Origin of the sequence: Romboutsia timonensis (assembly GCF_900106845.1) — a bacterium.
In the GTDB taxonomy this organism is placed as follows: Bacteria; Bacillota; Clostridia; order Peptostreptococcales; family Peptostreptococcaceae; genus Romboutsia; species Romboutsia timonensis.
Map to the genome: position 1 here is coordinate 51197 of NZ_LT629862.1, position 19932 is coordinate 71128.

Genomic DNA, 19932 nt, shown 5'->3' on the forward strand with positions numbered 1-19932 from the left:
ACCCCCTAGTGTTTAAAGTGTCTTGTTCCTGTAAACACCATTGTCATTTCATATTTATCACAAGCATCTATTGAGTCTTGGTCTTTTATTGAACCCCCTGGTTGAACCACTGCACTTATTCCATACTCATTAGCTAATGTTACACAATCATCAAATGGGAAGAATGCATCTGAAGCAAGTACTGCACCTTTGAAATCTTTATCTTTGTTATTTTCTAAAGCATTTTTAAGTGCCCATATTCTTGATGTTTGACCACACCCTGATGCTAAAGTTTGACCATCTTTAACTATAACTATGGCATTTGATTTCATGTTTTTAACTATTTTCATACTAAATTCCATATCTCTAAGTTGCTCTTTAGAAGGTTTCACTTTTGTTACTGCTTCATACTTATCAGCTAATACATTGTTTTTATCTTGTATTAATAACTTACCATCTAAATACTTCATATCGTATGGTTGTAAACTCTCTTCGATTTTAGCTAATTTTAATACCCTTAAGTTTTTCTTTTGTCTTAAAACATCTAAAGCTTCTTCTGTAAAATCATAAGCTACTACTATTTCTAGGAATATTTCATTTAACTTCTTAGCAGTTTCAACATCTACTGTTGAAGTTATCCCTACTATTCCACCAAATATTGAAACTGTATCAGCTTCATAACATTTTGTATAAGCTTCTAAAGCATTAGCTCCAATTCCTACTCCACATGGATTGGTATGTTTTATAGCTACTGAAACAACTTCTTCACTATCTTTAAATTCTCTCATAACTTCTAAGCATCCATGTAAATCATTTATATTATTAAAAGAAAGTTCTTTTCCGTTTAATTGTTCATAATTTAATATTGGATTTTTCGTATTTGTTTGGCTATATAAAATACCTGCTTGATGTGGATTTTCTCCATATCTTAAAGTTTGTTCCTTTTGGAAAGTTAAATTAAGTATTTCTGGGTACTTATCACCTACTTCATTAGCAAAATAAGTAGATATAAGAGCATCATATCTTGCTGTAGTTGAGAATGCCTTATAAGCTAGCCTTTTTCTATCTTCTAAAGTTAACTCATTATTTTTTAGTTTTTCTATTATAGTGTCATAATCAGCTACATCAACTATTATTGTTACATCTTTATAGTTTTTAGCAGCAGAACGTATCATAGATGGTCCACCTATATCTATGTTTTCTATCATTTCTTCATGGCTTTTTCCAGCCTTTAAAGTTCCTTCAAAATCATATAAGTTAACTACTACTAAATCTATAGAACCTATATTGTATTCATTTACAGTATCCACATGAGATTTTTCATCTCTTTTATAAAGTATTCCACCATGTATATATGGATTTAATGTCTTAACTCTTCCGTCTAGCATTTCTGGGAATTTTGTAACTTCGTCAATTGTTATTGCATTTACCCCATTCTCTTTTAGTATCTTAAATGTATTACCAGTAGATATAACTTCATATCCTAGATTGTTTAATTCTCTAGCAAATTCGACTACTCCACTTTTATCTGTCACACTTATTAATGCTCTTTTACTCATTTATAAACACTCTCCTACCCTGAATACTTAATTTATTTTCACAGAACAATCTTATACTTTCTTTTAAAATCCTATGTTCAACTTCTAAAACTCTTTTTGCAAGAGACTTTGCATCATCATCTTGTTCTACATTTACAGTTTCTTGCATTATTATTGCTCCAGTATCTGCTCCCTCATCTACAAAATGTACTGTAGCTCCAGTTACCTTCGCACCATAATCTATAACACCTTGGTGTACCTTTTCACCGTAATACCCCTTTCCACAGAAAGAAGGTATTAACGATGGATGAATATTTATTATTTTATTTCTAAATTCATCCACAAATTTAGGAGTTATTATTTTTAAATATCCTGCTAAAACTATTAAATCTATGTTATTTTCTTTTAATAGCCCTATTATTTTATCTTCATCAGTTTCATAAATGGCTTTAATACCACTTAATCTAGCCCTTTCTAAACCATAGGCGTCTTCTTTATTTGAAATAACAAGCTTTACTGTACCATTTATTCCACCTGATTTTGTTTCATCTATAATAGCTTGTAAATTTGTACCTCCACCAGATATTAAAACCCCAATGTTTAACATAAATTTACTCCTTCATGAGTATCAACAACTTCACCTATTATATAAGCTCTGTCTTTCATTAATTCAGTATATTTTGCATCTACATGTATTTCTTCTTCTCTATTATTTATAAAATTAACTACTTCTTCAGCTTTATCTTTTTCAACTACCATAACTAATCCGATTCCCATATTAAAACTCTTATGTAGTTCTCTTTCATCTATAGCGTTGAAGCTTTCTATTACTTTAAATATTGCTGGCTTTTCCCAAGAATTTTTATTTATATCTATTCCTAAACCTTTAGGTATAACTCTTGGTATATTTTCTATAACTCCACCACCAGTTATATGAGCTATCGATTTTATATCATATCGTTTTAATAAATCTAATACTAACTTAACGTATATTTTTGTTGGAGTTAATAAAACTTCTCCTAAAGTCATTCCTAATTCTTCTATATATTGATCTATGTTATAGTTATATGTATCTAAGAATATTTTTCTTATGAAAGAGTATCCGTTACTGTGTACCCCACTTGATGATATCCCTATTAAAACATCCCCTGATTTAACATTTTGACCTGAAACTATCTTCGCCTTATCTGCTATACCAACAGAAAATCCTGCTAAATCATAATCATCTTCAGCATACATTCCTGGCATCTCAGCAGTTTCTCCACCTATTAACGCACATCCTGCCATTTTACATCCATCTACTATACCACCAACTATTTGATCTATATTTTCTGCAACTAGTTTTCCAGTAGCGATATAATCTAAAAAGAATAATGGTTTAGCGCCTTGACATATTAAATCATTGACACACATTGCAACTAAATCTATCCCTACTGTATCATGTTTATCCATCATTTGAGCTAATCTTAATTTAGTACCAACTCCATCAGTAGAAGAAAGTAAAACTGGTTCTTCCATGCCTACAAATTCATTTAGGCTATATAGTCCACTAAAGTTTCCTAAATCACCTATTACATTATTATCATAAGTAGATTTTATTTTCCCTTTTATAAGATCTACTGCTCTGTTTCCCTCGTCTATATCTACACCTGATTGTTTGTATGTTAACATGAAAGTAGTTCCTCCCTATCTAATTTCTTAACTGGATAATCTCCATCAAAGCAAGCTTTGCAAAAAGTAGCTTTATTTTCTGTAGCTTCTATCATTAAATCTATATCTAAGAATTTTAAAGAATCACACCCTATATATTCTCTAATATACTCTACATCATTACCTGAAGCTATTAGGTTTGAGCGATGCGGTGTATCTATACCATAGTAACAAGAGTACTGTACTGGAGGAGATGTTATTCTTAAGTGAATTTCACTAGCACCTGCATCTCTAAGTGATTTTACTATTAGTTTAGAAGTTGTTCCTCTAACTACAGAATCATCGACTAAAACTATAGATTTACCTTTTACTACATTTGATAATGGATTTAATTTTATCTTAACCCCTATTTCTCTTTCTTCTTGAGTAGGTTTTATAAATGTTCTACCTACATATCTATTTTTAACTAGGCCTTCACTTAAAGGAAGTTTACTTTCATTAGAATAACCTACTGCTCCTGCCCATCCTGAATCAGGAACTGGTACTACTATATCAGCTTTTATATCCTCATCTTTAGCTAATACTTCTCCACATTTAACTCTAAAGTCATATGCATTTACATTATCTATAGTTGCATCATTTCTTGCAAAGTAAATATGTTCAAATATACAACTTTTCTTAACTGGTTTATAATTTTCAGAGTAGAAATAAGATTTAAGTTTACCATCTTTTGCAACTATTATTTCACCAGGTTCAACATCTCTTATTACTTCTCCACCAAGTATATCTATTGCACAATTTTCTGAAGCAAATATATACTCATCACCTTTTTTACCTAATACTAGAGGTCTAAATCCATGTGGATCTCTAACTGCTACTAACTCATCTTCTCCCATTATTACAAGAGAGTATGCTCCCTTTATATAGTCCATAGTTATTTTTATACTTTCTACTATATCTCCTTTATAATATCTAGCTAATATATATAAAATCACTTCTGTGTCAGAATTTGCTTGAAACATATATCCATCTTCTTCTAGCATATCTCTTAAGTAATTTGCATTTACTAGATTTCCGTTATGAGCTAAAGCTAATTCTCTTTTTCTACATCTCCCAACAAGGGGTTGACAGTTTGCTAAATGGCTTCCTCCAGCTGTTGAGTATCTAACATGCCCTATACCTATATTTCCTTTTAAATTTGCTAGTTCATTTTCTTTAAATACATCTCCAACTAAGCCCATATCTTTTTTATAATTTATATTGTTACCATTAGATATTGCCATTCCACAACTTTCTTGGCCTCTATGTTGAATTGAATATAAAGAGTAATATAATTCTTTAGCTATATCTTTATTTGAATAAATCCCTACTATACCACACATAAAATGTCCTCCTAGTTACTCATTCTAGCAAGAACTTCTTCATAACCTTGTACTAAATCTCCAAGATCTCTTCTGAATCTGTCTTTATCTAATTTTTCATTTGTGTCTACATCCCAAAGTCTACAAGTATCAGGAGATACCTCATCCGCTAATATTATATTTCCTTCACTATCTTTCCCAAACTCTAATTTAAAGTCTACTAACTTTAAGTTCATTTTTAAGAAAAATTCCTTCATAATTTCATTTATTTTTAAGGCTTCATTTCTTAGGAATTGTAATTCTTCTCTAGTAGCTAATTTCATTGCTACAGCATGGTCATCATTTAACATAGGATCTCCGTATGCATCATTTTTGTAAGATAATTCGAATATTGGCTCATCTAAAACTATACCTTCTTCTACCCCATATCTCTTGCAGAATGATCCTGCTGTTATATTTCTTACTATTACTTCAAGTGGTAGTATTTCAACTTTCTTAACTAACATTTCTCTTTCTGATATTTTTTTTACGAAGTGAGTTTTGATTTGTTTCTCGTGTAACATTTCAAATATTATTGTAGAAATTTTATTATTTAAAATACCTTTTGATGATATTTGAGCTTTTTTCTCCCCATTGAATGCTGTTGCATCATCTTTAAAATAAACTATAAACTCATTTTCACTTTCTGTAGAATATACTTTTTTTGCCTTTCCTTCATATAATAACATAATAAATTACCCCCTTAAGTTTTTATCATCTTCTAGTACTTTTTCTTCCATTTCTTTTCTATATAAAACTAAATCTTCTTTTACTTTTGGATATTTAATACTCATAATTTGAAGTGCCATTAATGCTGCATTTATACCTGAATCTATTGTTACTGTTGCTACAGGTATACCTGGCGGCATTTGAACTATTGATAAAAGTGAATCTAAACCATCCATTGTCGATGATTTTATTGGTAAGCCTACTACTGGTATTAATGTATGAGAAGCTATTACTCCAGGTAAATGTGCTGCTTTTCCTGCTGCTCCTATTATTACGTCTGTATCATTTTCTATTTCTTCTAAAAATGATACTAATTGCTTTGGTGTTCTATGTGCTGACAGTGCTCTTACAGAAACTTCTACATCAAATCTTTCTAATAACTTTATCCCATCTTCTAATTTAGGATAATCTGACTTTGACCCCATTATTACAGCTACTTTCATGTTTACCCCTCCATAAATATGATATGTCATTCATTTTCGTTAAAACTATTCGAATATTATTAACCATTAATGTTTTAATATTCTTTGTATTCCGTAATATTATATTTATATTTTATTATATATTTCATAAATTATCAAGTATTTTACGAACTTTAACTTTAAAACTTCATTAATAATTCGTATATTATTATTAACTTTAAAAATTAAAAAGCCTAGCACTTTTTAGTGCTAGGCTAGTTTATTATTTTAAGAATACAAATTTTAATATAAATAATATTGAAAGTAATATTAACGATAAGTTTACTTCACTCTTCTTATTAGTAGCTAATTTTAAAACTGTGAAAGATATTATACCAAATATTATTCCATCAGCTATACTATAAGCAAGTGGCATCATAGCAAATGTTAAAAATGCTGGTATTGCATTTGTAAAATCGTTAAAATCTATCTTTGTAAGCGAACTTGCCATCATAACTCCTACTAATATAAGAACTGGCGCTGTTGCTTGCGTTGGTATTGATGTAAATATCGGTGCAAAGAATAATGCAAGTAAGAACATTACTCCTGTTGTTATTGATGTTAGTCCTGTTCTTCCACCTTCACCTATTCCTGATGCACTTTCAACATATGCAGTTACTGTAGATGTCCCAATTAAAGCTCCTATTGTAGTTCCTATAGCATCTGCAAATAATGCTTGCTTAGCTTTTGGAAGCTTACCATTTTCATCTAACATATCTCCTTTTGAAGCAACTCCTACTAAACATCCTACTGTATCAAATAAATCAACGAATAAGAATGTAAATACAACCACAACCATATCAAAGCTAAATATTTGATCCATTGGAACTGATAAAGCTTGCATAAATATCGGCTTTATTGATGGAACAGCTGATACTATTGCATTTGGTATTTGTACAAGTCCTGCTACCATACCTATTGCTGATACAACTACCATAGCTAAAAGGAATGCTCCTTTAACATTTTTAGCTAATAATATCCCAGCTAGTATTAAACCAAATAAAGTTAATAATACTAATGGATCTGTTAAGTTTCCTAATTGAAGTATTGTAGCTCCGTTAACTACTATACCTGCATTAGCTAATCCTATAAATGCTATAAATAATCCTATTCCAGCTGTAACCGCATGTTTTAATACAGGTGGTATACAGTCTATTATTTTTTCTCTAACGTTTGTTATTGTAAGTAATATAAATATAATTCCTTCTATTAATACTGCACATAAAGCAAATTGCCAACTATATCCCATTCCTAGAACTACTGTATATGCAAAGAATGCATTAAGTCCCATTCCCGGAGCTAAAGCTATTGGATAATTTGCTAAAAGTCCCATTGCACAACTTCCTATAAATGCTGCTATTGCTGTTGCAGCAAATACCGCACCCTTATCCATACCTGTTTCTGAAAGTATGTTAGCATTTACAACTAGTATATATGCCATTGTCATAAATGTTGTTATTCCTGCTATTACTTCTGTTTTTACAGAAGTGTTATTCTCTGATAATTTAAAAGTTTTATCTAACCAACTTTTTTTATTTTCTTGAATTGCCTGCATTTTTACCTCCGTCCAATTTATAGTTCGTTTGTTAACTAATCTTACATTAGTAATTATATTATATAGTTCTATTTTTTGCAAGTATTTTATTGTTTTTTCACCTTATAGTTCGTAATTATAATTTGTTTTTTATATTTTTCATCATTTTATTAACTTTATCACTTATTATCATCTAAAAATACGAATTATAAATTAAAATATGTTTTTAGACATTTAACGATATTACTATTATCTTTTAATACTTAAATAATGACATCAAAACTTTATAAAATATAAAAAGGCTATCTCAATAGAGATAGCTCTTGAATTATTAATTTAAGAATATAAACTTTAATACAAATATAATAGAAAGTATTATTAAGTATATATTCACTTCTTCTTTTTTCTTAGTAACTAATTTTAATATTGTAAATGATATTATACCAAATATTATTCCATCTGCTATATTGTATGCAAGTGGCATCATAGCAAATGTTAAGAATGCTGGTATTGCATTGGTAAAATCATCAAAATCTATCTTTGTAAGTGAACTTGCCATCATAACTCCTACTAATATAAGTACTGGAGCTGTTGCTTGTGTTGGTATTGATGTAAATATTGGTGCAAAGAATAATGCAAGTAAGAACATAAATCCTGTTGTTATTGCAGTTAATCCTGTTCTTCCACCTTCTCCTATACCTGCCGCACTTTCAACATATGATGTTACTGTAGATGTTCCAAGTAATGCTCCAACTGTTGTTGCTATCGAATCTGAAAGTAGTGCTTGTTTAACTCTAGGTAACTTTCCATCTTCATCTAACATATTACCTTTTGATGCTACCCCTACTAAACATCCTACTGTAGTAAATAAGTCCATAAATAAGAATGTAAGTACTACCATAAACATATCGAAACTAAATATTTGATCAAAAGGAATTGATAATGCTTGTAAGAATACTGGCTTCATTGAAGGTACACTAGATACTACTGCATTCGGCACATCTACTAAACCGATAGCCATTCCCACCGCTGATACTATTAACATTCCTATAAGGAATGCTCCTTTTACATTTTTAGCAAGTAATATAGATATTACTATTAAACCAAATATAGTTAATAGCACTAATGGATCTTGTAAATTACCTAATTGAAGTATTGTTGCTCCATTTGTAACAAGTCCACAATTTGCTAATCCTACAAAAGCTATAAAAAGCCCTATACCAGCCGTTATTGAATCCTTTAAAACATTAGGTATACAATCTAATATTTTCTCTCTAATATTTGTTACAGACATTAATATAAATATTATACCTTCTATAAATACTGCGCAAAGTGCAAACTGCCAGCTATATCCCATACTTAATACTACTGTATATGCAAAAAATGCATTAAGCCCCATACCAGGCGCTAGAGCTACTGGATAATTTGCTAATATACCCATTATACATGAGCCTATAAATGCTCCTATCGCTGTAGCAGTAAAAGCTGCACCTTTATCCATTCCTGCATCAGCAAGTATATTAGAGTTTACAACTAATATGTACGCCATTGTCATGAATGTTGTTATTCCTGCTAAAACCTCTGTCCTTATATTTGTCTTGTTTTCTTTTAATTTGAAAGTTTTATCTAGAAAACTCTGCTTCGTTACTTGAGTAGCTTGCATAGTCATCCTCCTAACATTTTATTTTTAATATGTCATATAATTCGTATTTTATTATAATCGCATGGATAATTATATTATAATAAAAATTATTTTTCAACATTTTTTTACATTTGTATATATGTTTTTATGTATTAATTATAAATAGTTCGTATTTTTACATATAAAAAAAGCCCAATCTTAATTGGGCTTTTTTATATCACTTATTAATTTATTTTTACATAGATTTATACTCTTCTTCAGTAGCTGGAACTTTTATTTCATCATTCTTTATTTTTTCTATCATAGAGTTAACATAATCTATTATATATTGTGGTACTAAATTCTTTGTAGTTTCTGGTATACCAACACCATCTTCCTTAAGTCCATAAACTTTTTCTTGTCCACCTGTTAATTTACCTTCTACAAATTCTTTTACTGTATCATATACACCTACATTAACTTTCTTTAATGCTGATGTTAATACATTTTTTGGTGCTAAGTCACTTTGATCTCTATCTACACCTATAGCATACTTGTTTTGTTCTTTAGCAGATTCTATTGATCCTAATCCTGTTCCTCCAGCTGCAGCAAGTATTATATCTGAACCATTTCCGTACATTTGATTAGCTATAGATTTACCTTTTGCTGCATCTGAGAATGTTCCTGCATATTGTACATTAACATTGCAATCTTTATTTGCTTCTTTTACACCTGCTTTATATCCATATTCAAATCTAGATATAACAGGAGTTTGGATACCTCCTATAAATCCTACATTATTATTTTCTGTCATTTTACCAGCTACAAGTCCAGTTAAGTACGCTGCTTCATTTTCTCTAAATAATATAGGTGTTACATTTTCAGGTATACTATCATATGTTTCATCAATTAATACAAATTGCTTATCTGGATAGTTTTTCGCTTGTTTTTCTATATCTTCCTTCATAGTGTATCCTACACCTATTACCATATCTACGTCTTCATCTAATAAACTTTCCATATTTTGAAGATATTCTGATGCTTGCTTAGATTCTATTACCTTTACTTCTATTCCAAAATCTTTTTCAGCCTTTTGAAGACCTTCCCATGCACTTTGGTTAAATGATTCATCATTTATACCACCGATATCAGCTACCATTCCAATTTTAAAACTTTTATCTGTATTTTCTTTTGATTTATTATTACCACATCCAACTAACATAGATGCTGACATTATTACTGCAGTACTTAATGCTGCTATTTTTTTAAATTTCATAATTTCCTCCTAGTGTCTTTAAATATTTCATATATTATAGGTTGCATAATATTCATATTTTATATTCCTAATACTGTCTATTTTTTCGAGTAATACTTTATAAAGTTCTTTTTATATTCTTCATTAAAATACATTTAAGTTAGAATCATACGGTATATTTTTTATTCCCACTCTATTGTTCCTGGTGGTTTAGAAGTTATATCGTAAACTACTCTGTTTGCTCCGTCAACTTCATTTACTATTCTATTTGATATCTTTTCTAATACATCATATGGCATCTTGTACCAATCAGAAGTCATTCCGTCAGAAGATGTAACAGCTCTTATACCTACTAAGTAAGCATATGTTCTTTCATCTCCCATAACTCCAACTGTTTTTACATCTGGTAATGTAGCAAATGCTTGCCATATCTCTTTGTATAAACCATGTTCTTTTAATATATCCATGTATATAGCATCTGCTTCTCTTAATATGTCACATTTTTCTTTAGTTACTTCACCTATAACTCTTATTCCAAGTCCTGGTCCTGGGAATGGATGTCTAAATATTAAATCTTCATCTATTCCTAATTCTAAACCTATTTTTCTTACTTCATCTTTGAATAATTCTCTTAAAGGTTCAACTATTTGGAATTCTATATCTTCAGGTATTCCACCAACGTTATGATGAGACTTTATAGTTGCAGCTTCTCCATGTCCACTTTCAACTACATCTGGATATATAGTTCCTTGAACTAAGAAATCCATTTTTCCAAGTTTATTTGATTCTTCTTCAAATACTCTTATGAACTCTTCACCTATTATTTTTCTCTTAGCTTCAGGTTCTGTTACTCCTTTTAACTTACCTAAGAATCTATCTTCACAGTTAACTCTTATTAAGTTCATATCAAACTTATCTCTGAATATTCTTTCTACATCGTTACCTTCATTTTTTCTAAGTAAACCATGGTCTACGAATACGCAAGTTAAGTTATCACCTATAGCTTTATGAACAAGTACTGCTGCTACTGATGAGTCAACTCCACCACTTAAAGCACAAAGTACTTTTTTATCACCTATTATTTCTTTTAATTCTTTTATCTTATCAGCTATAAATGAGTCTGTAGTCCAATCTCCACTTACCCCACAAACATTGTATAAGAAGTTTCTAAGTACTTTATCTCCATCTTGACAATGTTCAACTTCTGGGTGGAATTGTACTCCATATAATTTTTTCTCTGTATTTTCCATAGCTGCTACAGGACAATCTTTAGTATGTGCTATAGATTTAAATCCTTCTGGAAGTTTATCTATTAAGTCTGTATGACTCATCCATACTATATTTGTAGATATTCCTTCAAATATAGCAGACTCTTTATATGTTATTTCAGTCTTTCCATATTCTTTTTCAGCATTTGTTCCTTTTCTTACGTTACCACCTAATATATGAGACATTACTTGTATTCCATAACATATACCAAGTATAGGAACTCCTATTTCAAATATTTCTTTAGCTATCTTAGGTGAATCCTCTAAGTATGCACTGTTAGGTCCACCTGTGAATATTATCCCCTTAGGATTCATTGATTTTATTTTTTCTATATCTGTAGTATAAGGTATTATTTCACAATATACGTTATTTTCTCTTACTCTTCTTGCTATTAATTGATTATATTGACCTCCAAAGTCAACTACTAATACTAACTCATGCTTCATATGCTATATTTCTCCTTGTGTGCTGTAATTCGGTGCTTCTTTAGTTATTGTTATATCATGTGGATGACTTTCTTTTAAAGATGCTGCTGTTATTTTTATAAATGCTGCATTATCCATTAAATCTTCTAGTGTAGGTGCTCCACAGTAACCCATACCAGCTCTTATTCCACCTATCATTTGGAATATTATATCTTCAGCTTTTCCCTTGTATGCAACCATTCCTTCTACGCCTTCAGGTACTAATTTTTTAGCATCATTTTGGAAATATCTATCTTTAGAACCTTTTTCCATAGCTCCTATAGATCCCATACCTCTGTATGTTTTATAAGATCTTCCTTTATATAGTACTATTTCTCCTGGACTCTCTTCTGTTCCAGCAAACAATGATCCCATCATACATAATGAAGCTCCTGCTGCTAATGCTTTAACAACATCTCCTGAATATTTGATTCCACCATCTGCTATTACAGGTACTCCATATTTTTTACCAACTTCTGCACAGTCCATAACTGCTGTAACTTGAGGAACCCCTATACCAGCAACAACTCTCGTTGTACATATAGAACCTGGTCCTATACCAACTTTTACACAATCAGCCCCTGCTTTTATTAAATCTTCTGTTGCTTCTGGAGTTGCTACGTTACCTGCTATTACTTGAAGGTTCGGATAAGTCTCTTTTACTTTTATAAGTGCATCCATAACACCTTTTGAATGACCATGTGCACTGTCTAAAACTATAACGTCAACATTAGCTTTAACTAAAGCTCTTACTCTATCCATAAGGTCTGCACCTATTCCAACTGCAGCTCCACATAATAATCTTCCACGTTCGTCTTTTGCTGAATTAGGATATTGTATTTTCTTTTCTATATCTTTTATAGTTATTAATCCTTTTAAGTGTCCTTCTTCATCTACTATAGGTAACTTCTCTATTTTATGAGTTTTTAATATTTGTTGAGCTCCTTCTAAAGTTACTCCTTCTTTAGCTGTAACTAAGTTCTCTTTTGTCATAACATCTTCTATATTCTTTGTCATGTCATCTTCAAACTTTATATCTCTATTAGTTATTATCCCTATTAATTTATGACTTTCATCTACTATAGGCACTCCTGATATTTTATATCTAGCCATTATATCATCTGCATCTTGTAAAGTATTGTCTTTTAACAAATAGAAAGGATCTACTATAACTCCACTTTCGCTTCTCTTAACCTTATCAACTTCTAATGCTTGTTCTTCTATAGACATATTTTTATGTATTATACCTATTCCACCTTGTCTTGCCATAGATATTGCCATTTTAGATTCAGTAACAGTATCCATCCCTGCACTCATTAGGGGAATGTTTAATTTTATTTTCTTTGTTAAATAAGTTGTTATATCTACATCCTTAGGTAATACCTCTGATTTTTGTGGTATCAATAAAACATCATCAAACGTTAAGCCTTCTTTTAGTATTTTAGCCATCTTTATTTCTCCCCTTTTCTTAAATTTACGAATATATTTATAATATTACATTATTTTCGTTCGTTTTTAAAGTGGTTATAAAAAAAATCTGCATAGTAATTTCATTTTTTTAAAGTGAAATTACTATACAGATTTTTTAAGCATTTTTGTAGCCAATATATAGGGATATTCATCAGCCTACATATTTACTTAATTAATGCTATTTATAATAATTTCACTCATAGTCAAGATATTTACGGTATCTCGGTAGAAACTCTCAGACCTTATTTCTGAGTATATACGAGTGACGTATTCTTTATTTAATTAAGTATTTACTAAGTTGAGTATTAATTTATCAAAAATTATTCCTTATGTCAATAATTTATATTAAATTTTTTATTTATCAAATAGTTTATATTATTTACTAAACTATTTAAAGGAATATTCTTATTTATTGATATATTTTTGCAGTCTTCATATTCAGGAGTAATCCTGATTAGTTTACCATTATAGTAGCCTAATTTAACTGTTATTTTACCATATTCAGTTTCTATTTTAGTAAACTTTCTATCTAATGTTACTCTATTATACTTGCTATATCTTATTCCAAATGTACTAGTTTGTAATATCATTAAATCAATAAATTTATTTAAATCATCTTCCTTACATAAAATACATAATTTAATTGCAGGTCTATTTTTTTTCATATATATACTTTGAGTGTAAATATCTAGTGCCCCATCATTTATAAATTTTTCGTATATATACGAATATACTTCAGAAGACATATCATCAATATTAGCGATTATCTCATATATAAATTCTTCTTTTTTTTTACACCTAAAACAGTTCTTAATATATTAGGTATTTCAAACTTCTTATGACCTATTCCATAACCAATTTGCTTAACTTCAAGTTCTAATACATCTACAAAATCATCACATAGAGTTTTTATTATAGCTGCCCCTGTTGGTGTTGTACACTCTCCTTTAACTGTATTTAACTTTATAGGCACATCTTTTAGAATTTCTATTGTTGCAGGTGCAGGTACTGGCATAATACCATGATCACATTTTACAAATCCCGACCCTACTGGAACTGTTGTTGCATATATCTTATCTACACATAGTAAGTCTACTAATATACATGCACTTACTACATCTACTATAGAATCTATTGCACCAACCTCATGAAAATGTATTTTATCGATAGTCGTACCATGAACTTTAGCTTCTGCCTCAGCTATTACCATAAATATCTTTTTAGCATTTTCTTTTACATATTCATTAAGAGAAGACTTATCTATAATCTCATATATATCGGATAAGTGTCTATGGGCATTTACTTCCTTTGTAATAACTTCTACCTTTGTTCCTACTATTCCATTTTCATTTTCCTCTTGTATATTTATATTAAATTCATCACCTAAATTTAACTTATTTATTTCTTCTAGAAAAACTTCTTTAGATATTCCTAAATCCAATAATGTAGCTATAGTCATATCACCCGATATACCATTAACTATATCAAAATAAAGTATTCTTTCTTCCATATATTCCCCCTTAATTCTATCTCAAGTCTAATCTAATTTATTTATCATCGATGCTAAATATCCTGCTCCAAATCCATTATCTATATTAACGACTGATATACCAGATGCACAACTATTTAACATAGTTAAAAGTGCAGATAAGCCACCAAAATTAGCTCCATACCCAACAGACGTAGGAACTGCTATAACAGGTACATCAACAAGACCACCTACAACACTTGGTAATGCACCTTCCATTCCCGCTACTGCAATTACTACTCTAGCACTTTGTAATATATGTTTTTTATTAAGTAATCTATGTATTCCAGCAACCCCAACATCATAAACTCTTTCAACATTATTACCTAAAAATTTTGCCGTATAGTAAGCTTCGTCTGCAACAGGTATATCAGATGTTCCTCCGCTAACAATTACGATTTTTCCTTTACCTATATTAGATATTTTATGATTCTTAATTTTTAATATTTTAGATATTTCTTCATATTCTGAACTAGGATAAACTCTTTTTACTTTTTCAAAAGTTTCTTTTCTACATCTAGTTCCTAATATATTCGACCCCTTTTCCATCATTCGTTTTATGATTCCCAGTATATGTTCATCGCTCTTACCTTCACAATAAATGACTTCTGGATATCCATTTCTTATTTCTCTATGGTGATCTATATTAGCATATCCAATATCTTCATAAGGTAAGTTCTTAAGTGAACTTAATGCATCGTCTATATTAGTAGAACCATCTTTAACATCTTGTAATAATTTCCTTAAATCCATATACAATTCCCCTCTTATTGATATTCTACAGTATTTGTTTAATTATTAAAAAATTAATTCATTGTACTAGTTAATTTTCCTAATAATAAATTCCCAATATATTACATATTAAAATTATATCACTACTAGTTTAGATTAAAAGTAGTATATGTTAGATTTCAATAATAATTGTATAAACCAATTAAAGAATTTAACAAAGTTACTTATAGATACTTTAATAAATAATCTTATGTAATGAAAAAGATGGTTCTACTATTTTGTATAACCATCTTTTTTCCTTTATTCTTCATGCTTCATCTGATGTTTTAACTCTTTTTCGAATTTCTTTTCTTCATGTCTTGCGTGTCTTTCTTCTTTTTTTTCTTCATGAGCTACCTTACGACCTTGTTTAACTTTTTCATGCTCTTCATGTTTCATTTGATGCTTTAACTCTCTAGCAAATTTCTTTTCTTCATGCTTTTCATGTCTTAATTCTTTATGTTGCTCATGACGAGCTTCCATACCTTCTATATCTTTTTTTAATTCATCAACAAATTTGCTCATTTTATGCCTCCCTAAGGTGAACTTTTATGATATTTATAATATATCAAATATATATTTTGCAAATTCTCTTCCAATTATTCTAACTTTCATTAAAGAAATATCTAATTTTAGTTAAATAAGTTTTTATTTAAAATTTAAAAATAAAAAAGAGTAGCAAATCGCTACTCTTTTTATTACATCATTCCTGGCATTCCTCCGCCCATTCCTGGCATAGCAGGTTCAGCTTCTGGTAAATCTGCAACTGCAGCTTCAGTAGTTAAGAATACTCCAGCTATAGACGCTGCATTTTGTAAAGCACTTCTAGTAACCTTAGTTGGGTCAACTATACCAACCTCTATCATGTTAACATATCTTTCATTTAATGCATCAAATCCTACCTCAGGCTCTGCATTAATTACTCTTTCTGTTATAACAGCACCTTCAAGACCTGCATTTATAGCTATTTGTCTTAATGGCTCTTCTAATGCTTTTCTTATTATCTTAGCACCTATTTGAACTTCTCCTTCTAGTTCTAATACTAACTTATCTAAAGCTGGTATTACACTAACTAAAGCTGTTCCACCACCAGCAACTATACCTTCTTCAACAGCTGCTCTTGTAGCATTAAGTGCATCTTCTATTCTTAATTTTCTTTCTTTCATTTCAACTTCTGTAGCAGCTCCTACTTTTATAACAGCTACCCCACCAGCAAGTTTAGCTAATCTCTCCATTAATTTTTCTTTATCAAATTCTGAAGTAGTCTCTTCTACTTGATGTTTTATTTGATTAACTCTATTTTCTATAGCAACTTTATCTCCAAATCCATCTACTATTGTAGTAGCTTCTTTAGTTACTTTTATAGAACCTGCTCTACCTAACATAGTTACATCTGCTTCTTTTAAGTCATATCCTAATTCCTCAGATATTACAACTCCTCCAGTAAGTGTTGCTATATCTTCAAGCATTGCTTTTCTTCTATCACCAAATCCTGGAGCTTTAACTGCAACAACTTCAAATGTTCCTCTTAATTTATTAACTACTAATGTAGATAATGCTTCTCCATCTACATCCTCAGCTATTATTAATAATTTTTTACCTTGTTGAACTATTTGCTCAAGTATAGGTAATATATCTTGTATGTTAGATATTTTTCTATCTGTTATTAATATATATGGATCATTTAATACTGCTTCCATTTTATCTACATCTGTAACCATGTATGCTGAAATAAATCCTCTATCAAATTGCATACCTTCAACAGCATCTAATTCAGTATTCATAGTCTTAGATTCTTCAACAGTTATTACACCGTCTTTTCCTACTATCTCCATAGCTTCTGCTATTAATTTTCCTACTTCTTCATCTCCTGCAGATATAGAAGCAACTTGAGATATAGATTCCTTAGTTTCTATAGTTCTAGATTGAGATTTTAATTCTTCTACTGCTACTTCAACCGCTTTTTGTATACCTTTTCTTATTAAAACTGGGTTAGCTCCTGCTGTTACATTTTTTAGCCCTTCTCTTATTATAGCTTGAGCTAAAACTGTAGCAGTTGTAGTACCATCACCAGCTACATCATTAGTTTTAGTAGCAACTTCCTTAACTAATTGAGCTCCCATATTTTCAAATCTATCTTCTAACTCTATTTCTTTAGCTATTGTTACACCATCATTAGTTATAAGAGGTGCTCCAAATTTTTTATCTAATATAACATTTCTTCCTTTTGGTCCTAAAGTAACTTTTACTGTATCAGCTAATTTATTTACGCCTGTTTCTAACGCTTTTCTAGTATCTTGAGCAAATTTTATTTCTTTAGCCATGATTAACCCCTCCCTTAAATTATTCAACTACTGCTAATATATCGCTTTGTCTTAATATTGTATATTCATTTCCTTCTATCTTAACCTCAGTACCTGCATACTTTTGGAATATAACTTTATCTCCTACTTTTAACTCCATTGTTATTTCTTTTCCGTCTACTATACCACCAGGACCAACTTCTATAACTTCAGCCATTTGTGGTTGTTCTTTAGCTGTTCCTGGTAAAACTATACCACTTGCAGTCTTTTCTTCAGCCTCTAATTTTTTTATAACTACTCTATCAGCTAATGGTCTTATTTTCATATTTTACCTCCTAGTAAATATTTATATGTAAAAATAAAAATATACTATAATATTTTTTATCACTCTCCAGTTAAGAGTGCTAACAATTATTATAGTATATTAATTATATCCAATTTTCAATAGTTTTTATAACTTTTTTATAATATAGGTGAAAATAACCTAGCTATTGATTCTTTAACTTTTTTAATCATACTTCTATTGTTAAACTCTTCTAATTTTAACTCTTCACTATTTTTCATATCTTCTAAAAAATCCTTAGTCATAATATCTATTACTTCTTTATCATATATAAATGCATTTATTTCAAAATTTAACATAAAACTTCTTAAATCCATATTAGCTGATCCAGTTGAAGTTATTTTATCATCTATAATTATAACTTTAGAATGTATAAATCCTTTCGTGTATAAATAAACCTTACCTCCAGATTTTAATATATCACTAAAATACGAATAAGATGCTGTATTTACAATTTTATGATCAGCTATTTTAGGGAATATAATTCTAACATCTACTCCACTTAAAGCTGCACTATTTAAAGCTTTTAATAAACTTTCATCTGGTATAAAATATGGTGTTTCTATATATATGCTTTTTTTAGCCTGACATATAGCTGAAAAATAAGCATAATGTATCGCCTCCCAATCACTGTCTGGTCCACTTGCTACAACTTGAACCATACTATTTCCGCAGTGACCTATTTTAGGGAAAAATCTTTTAGTTAAGAGAATCTCTTTTGTTGTATAATACCAATCTGTTAAGAAAATCATTTGAAGCATATATACTGAAGTACCTTCTACTCTTATATGAGTGTCTCTCCAATAACCAAACTTTTTATTCATTCCTAAATACTCATCACCTATATTTATGCCACCTGTGTATCCTATATAACCATCTATTACTACTATCTTTCTATGATTTCTATAGTTTAACTTTCCTCCTAGTATAGGAAATTTATTTGGTATAAATGGTTCAATTTGTATATTATGCTTTCTCATTTCATTAAAGAAATTTCTATGAAACCAAAATCTCCAGCATCCTACATCATCATATAAAATTCTCACCTTCACGCCTTGCTTTGCTTTTTTAATTAATGCATTTTTTATCTTTGTTCCTATTTCACTTTCTTTTATTATAAAATATTCTAAGTGTATATATTCTTTAGCATTTTCTATATCTTTAAGAAGTCTTTCAAATTTTTGATTTCCATCAGTATAAACTTCTATATTATTATTAGTTGTAAATGGAAATACCCCTGTATTTAATAACAAACTTATAACTCTTTTCTTAGCAGAATCTTCCTCATCTACATCGCTAAGTATTATATTATTCCTTATAGAGTTTTGTTCTAATGTTACTAATTCTTCTATTTCCTCTAAGTTCTCAAATAAATTTTTATCCTTTATATCTGTTGCTAGTTTTTGAGTTCTAAGCATCTTTATTTTTCTTATATTTCTACCAAATATCGCATATATCACAATTCCTATGCCTGGCAATAATATAAATATTAATAGCCAAGTCATAGTTTTAGCAGGGTCCCTATTTTCAAGTATTATAGTCATAGATATTAGTGCACCAGCGATATAAGATATAATTAAATAGCTTAAAAACAAAACACCTCCAACACTCATAAAA

The 19932-nt window shown here is 29.8% G+C and carries 16 protein-coding genes, 1 pseudogene and 1 riboswitch; all 17 genes and pseudogenes read right to left on the reverse strand.

Annotated elements, in window-relative coordinates; all coding sequences use genetic code 11:
* Positions 1-5 precede the first annotated feature (5 nt).
* On the reverse strand, positions 6-1538 hold the full coding sequence (gene purH / locus BN7997_RS14395; RefSeq protein WP_071121517.1) for a bifunctional phosphoribosylaminoimidazolecarboxamide formyltransferase/IMP cyclohydrolase: 1533 nt from the start codon (positions 1536-1538) through the stop codon (positions 6-8).
* Positions 1531-2124: a phosphoribosylglycinamide formyltransferase gene (purN, locus tag BN7997_RS14400; protein WP_071121518.1), complete on the reverse strand. Its 594-nt coding sequence runs from the start codon at positions 2122-2124 to the stop codon at positions 1531-1533. Before purN ends, purH begins: the two co-directional genes overlap by 8 nt.
* Positions 2118-3188, reverse strand: coding sequence for a phosphoribosylformylglycinamidine cyclo-ligase (gene purM / locus BN7997_RS14405; RefSeq protein ID WP_071121519.1), 1071 nt, complete (start codon positions 3186-3188; stop codon positions 2118-2120). The genes purN and purM overlap by 7 nt, the downstream gene beginning before the upstream one ends.
* Positions 3182-4549 carry an amidophosphoribosyltransferase gene (purF, locus tag BN7997_RS14410; RefSeq protein WP_071121520.1) on the reverse strand — a complete coding sequence of 456 codons (1368 nt, stop codon included), beginning with the start codon at positions 4547-4549 and terminating at the stop codon, positions 3182-3184. The genes purM and purF overlap by 7 nt, the downstream gene beginning before the upstream one ends.
* An 11-nt stretch (positions 4550-4560) precedes the next feature.
* Positions 4561-5256, reverse strand: a complete 696-nt coding sequence (gene purC, locus BN7997_RS14415) for a phosphoribosylaminoimidazolesuccinocarboxamide synthase (protein ID WP_071121521.1) — start codon at positions 5254-5256, stop codon at positions 4561-4563.
* 6 nt (positions 5257-5262) lie between these two features.
* On the reverse strand, positions 5263-5739 hold the full coding sequence (gene purE / locus BN7997_RS14420; RefSeq protein ID WP_071121522.1) for a 5-(carboxyamino)imidazole ribonucleotide mutase: 477 nt from the start codon (positions 5737-5739) through the stop codon (positions 5263-5265).
* 241 nt (positions 5740-5980) lie between these two features.
* A complete protein-coding gene (locus BN7997_RS14425; RefSeq protein WP_071121523.1) occupies positions 5981-7312 on the reverse strand; it encodes an NCS2 family permease in 1332 nt (443 codons plus the stop codon).
* Positions 7313-7622: 310 nt separating this feature from the next.
* Entirely contained in the window at positions 7623-8954 is a 1332-nt protein-coding gene (locus BN7997_RS14430) for an NCS2 family permease (RefSeq protein WP_071121524.1), read from the reverse strand.
* A gap of 214 nt (positions 8955-9168) precedes the next feature.
* Positions 9169-10188: a BMP family lipoprotein gene (locus BN7997_RS14435; protein WP_071121525.1), complete on the reverse strand. Its 1020-nt coding sequence runs from the start codon at positions 10186-10188 to the stop codon at positions 9169-9171.
* Positions 10189-10349: 161 nt separating this feature from the next.
* Complete coding sequence (gene guaA, locus BN7997_RS14440; protein ID WP_071121526.1) at positions 10350-11882, reverse strand: glutamine-hydrolyzing GMP synthase; 1533 nt, start codon at positions 11880-11882, stop codon at positions 10350-10352.
* A gap of 3 nt (positions 11883-11885) precedes the next feature.
* Positions 11886-13349 (reverse strand): IMP dehydrogenase, encoded by a 1464-nt coding sequence (gene guaB, locus BN7997_RS14445; RefSeq protein ID WP_071121527.1) that lies wholly within the window; start codon positions 13347-13349, stop codon positions 11886-11888.
* Positions 13350-13550: 201 nt separating this feature from the next.
* Positions 13551-13652, reverse strand: a riboswitch (purine riboswitch).
* Positions 13653-13702: 50 nt separating this feature from the next.
* Positions 13703-14880: pseudogene (larC, locus tag BN7997_RS16125) on the reverse strand (nickel pincer cofactor biosynthesis protein LarC).
* 27 nt (positions 14881-14907) lie between these two features.
* Positions 14908-15651, reverse strand: a complete 744-nt coding sequence (gene larB, locus BN7997_RS14460) for a nickel pincer cofactor biosynthesis protein LarB (protein ID WP_071121530.1) — start codon at positions 15649-15651, stop codon at positions 14908-14910.
* A 279-nt stretch (positions 15652-15930) separates the two neighbouring features.
* Positions 15931-16194: a hypothetical protein gene (locus tag BN7997_RS14465; RefSeq protein ID WP_071121531.1), complete on the reverse strand. Its 264-nt coding sequence runs from the start codon at positions 16192-16194 to the stop codon at positions 15931-15933.
* A gap of 173 nt (positions 16195-16367) precedes the next feature.
* Complete coding sequence (groL, locus tag BN7997_RS14470) at positions 16368-17993, reverse strand: chaperonin GroEL (protein ID WP_071121532.1); 1626 nt, start codon at positions 17991-17993, stop codon at positions 16368-16370.
* A 19-nt stretch (positions 17994-18012) separates the two neighbouring features.
* The gene (gene groES, locus BN7997_RS14475; protein WP_071121533.1) at positions 18013-18297 is read right to left on the reverse strand and encodes a co-chaperone GroES; all 285 of its coding nucleotides are present in this window, start codon (positions 18295-18297) and stop codon (positions 18013-18015) included.
* 137 nt (positions 18298-18434) lie between these two features.
* A complete protein-coding gene (gene cls, locus BN7997_RS14480) occupies positions 18435-19928 on the reverse strand; it encodes a cardiolipin synthase (RefSeq protein ID WP_071121534.1) in 1494 nt (497 codons plus the stop codon).
* Positions 19929-19932: the final 4 nt, after the last annotated feature.

Coding starts and splice junctions, on each gene's coding strand:
- purH (WP_071121517.1), bottom strand. CDS start 1,538: ATGAGTAAAAGAGCATTAATAAGTGTGACAGATAAAAGTGGAGTAGTC.
- purN (WP_071121518.1), bottom strand. CDS start 2,124: ATGTTAAACATTGGGGTTTTAATATCTGGTGGAGGTACAAATTTACAA.
- purM (WP_071121519.1), bottom strand. CDS start 3,188: ATGTTAACATACAAACAATCAGGTGTAGATATAGACGAGGGAAACAGA.
- purF (WP_071121520.1), bottom strand. CDS start 4,549: ATGTGTGGTATAGTAGGGATTTATTCAAATAAAGATATAGCTAAAGAA.
- purC (WP_071121521.1), bottom strand. CDS start 5,256: ATGTTATTATATGAAGGAAAGGCAAAAAAAGTATATTCTACAGAAAGT.
- purE (WP_071121522.1), bottom strand. CDS start 5,739: ATGAAAGTAGCTGTAATAATGGGGTCAAAGTCAGATTATCCTAAATTA.
- BN7997_RS14425 (WP_071121523.1), bottom strand. CDS start 7,312: ATGCAGGCAATTCAAGAAAATAAAAAAAGTTGGTTAGATAAAACTTTT.
- BN7997_RS14430 (WP_071121524.1), bottom strand. CDS start 8,954: ATGCAAGCTACTCAAGTAACGAAGCAGAGTTTTCTAGATAAAACTTTC.
- BN7997_RS14435 (WP_071121525.1), bottom strand. CDS start 10,188: ATGAAATTTAAAAAAATAGCAGCATTAAGTACTGCAGTAATAATGTCA.
- guaA (WP_071121526.1), bottom strand. CDS start 11,882: ATGAAGCATGAGTTAGTATTAGTAGTTGACTTTGGAGGTCAATATAAT.
- guaB (WP_071121527.1), bottom strand. CDS start 13,349: ATGGCTAAAATACTAAAAGAAGGCTTAACGTTTGATGATGTTTTATTG.
- larB (WP_071121530.1), bottom strand. CDS start 15,651: ATGGATTTAAGGAAATTATTACAAGATGTTAAAGATGGTTCTACTAAT.
- BN7997_RS14465 (WP_071121531.1), bottom strand. CDS start 16,194: ATGAGCAAATTTGTTGATGAATTAAAAAAAGATATAGAAGGTATGGAA.
- groL (WP_071121532.1), bottom strand. CDS start 17,993: ATGGCTAAAGAAATAAAATTTGCTCAAGATACTAGAAAAGCGTTAGAA.
- groES (WP_071121533.1), bottom strand. CDS start 18,297: ATGAAAATAAGACCATTAGCTGATAGAGTAGTTATAAAAAAATTAGAG.
- cls (WP_071121534.1), bottom strand. CDS start 19,928: ATGAGTGTTGGAGGTGTTTTGTTTTTAAGCTATTTAATTATATCTTAT.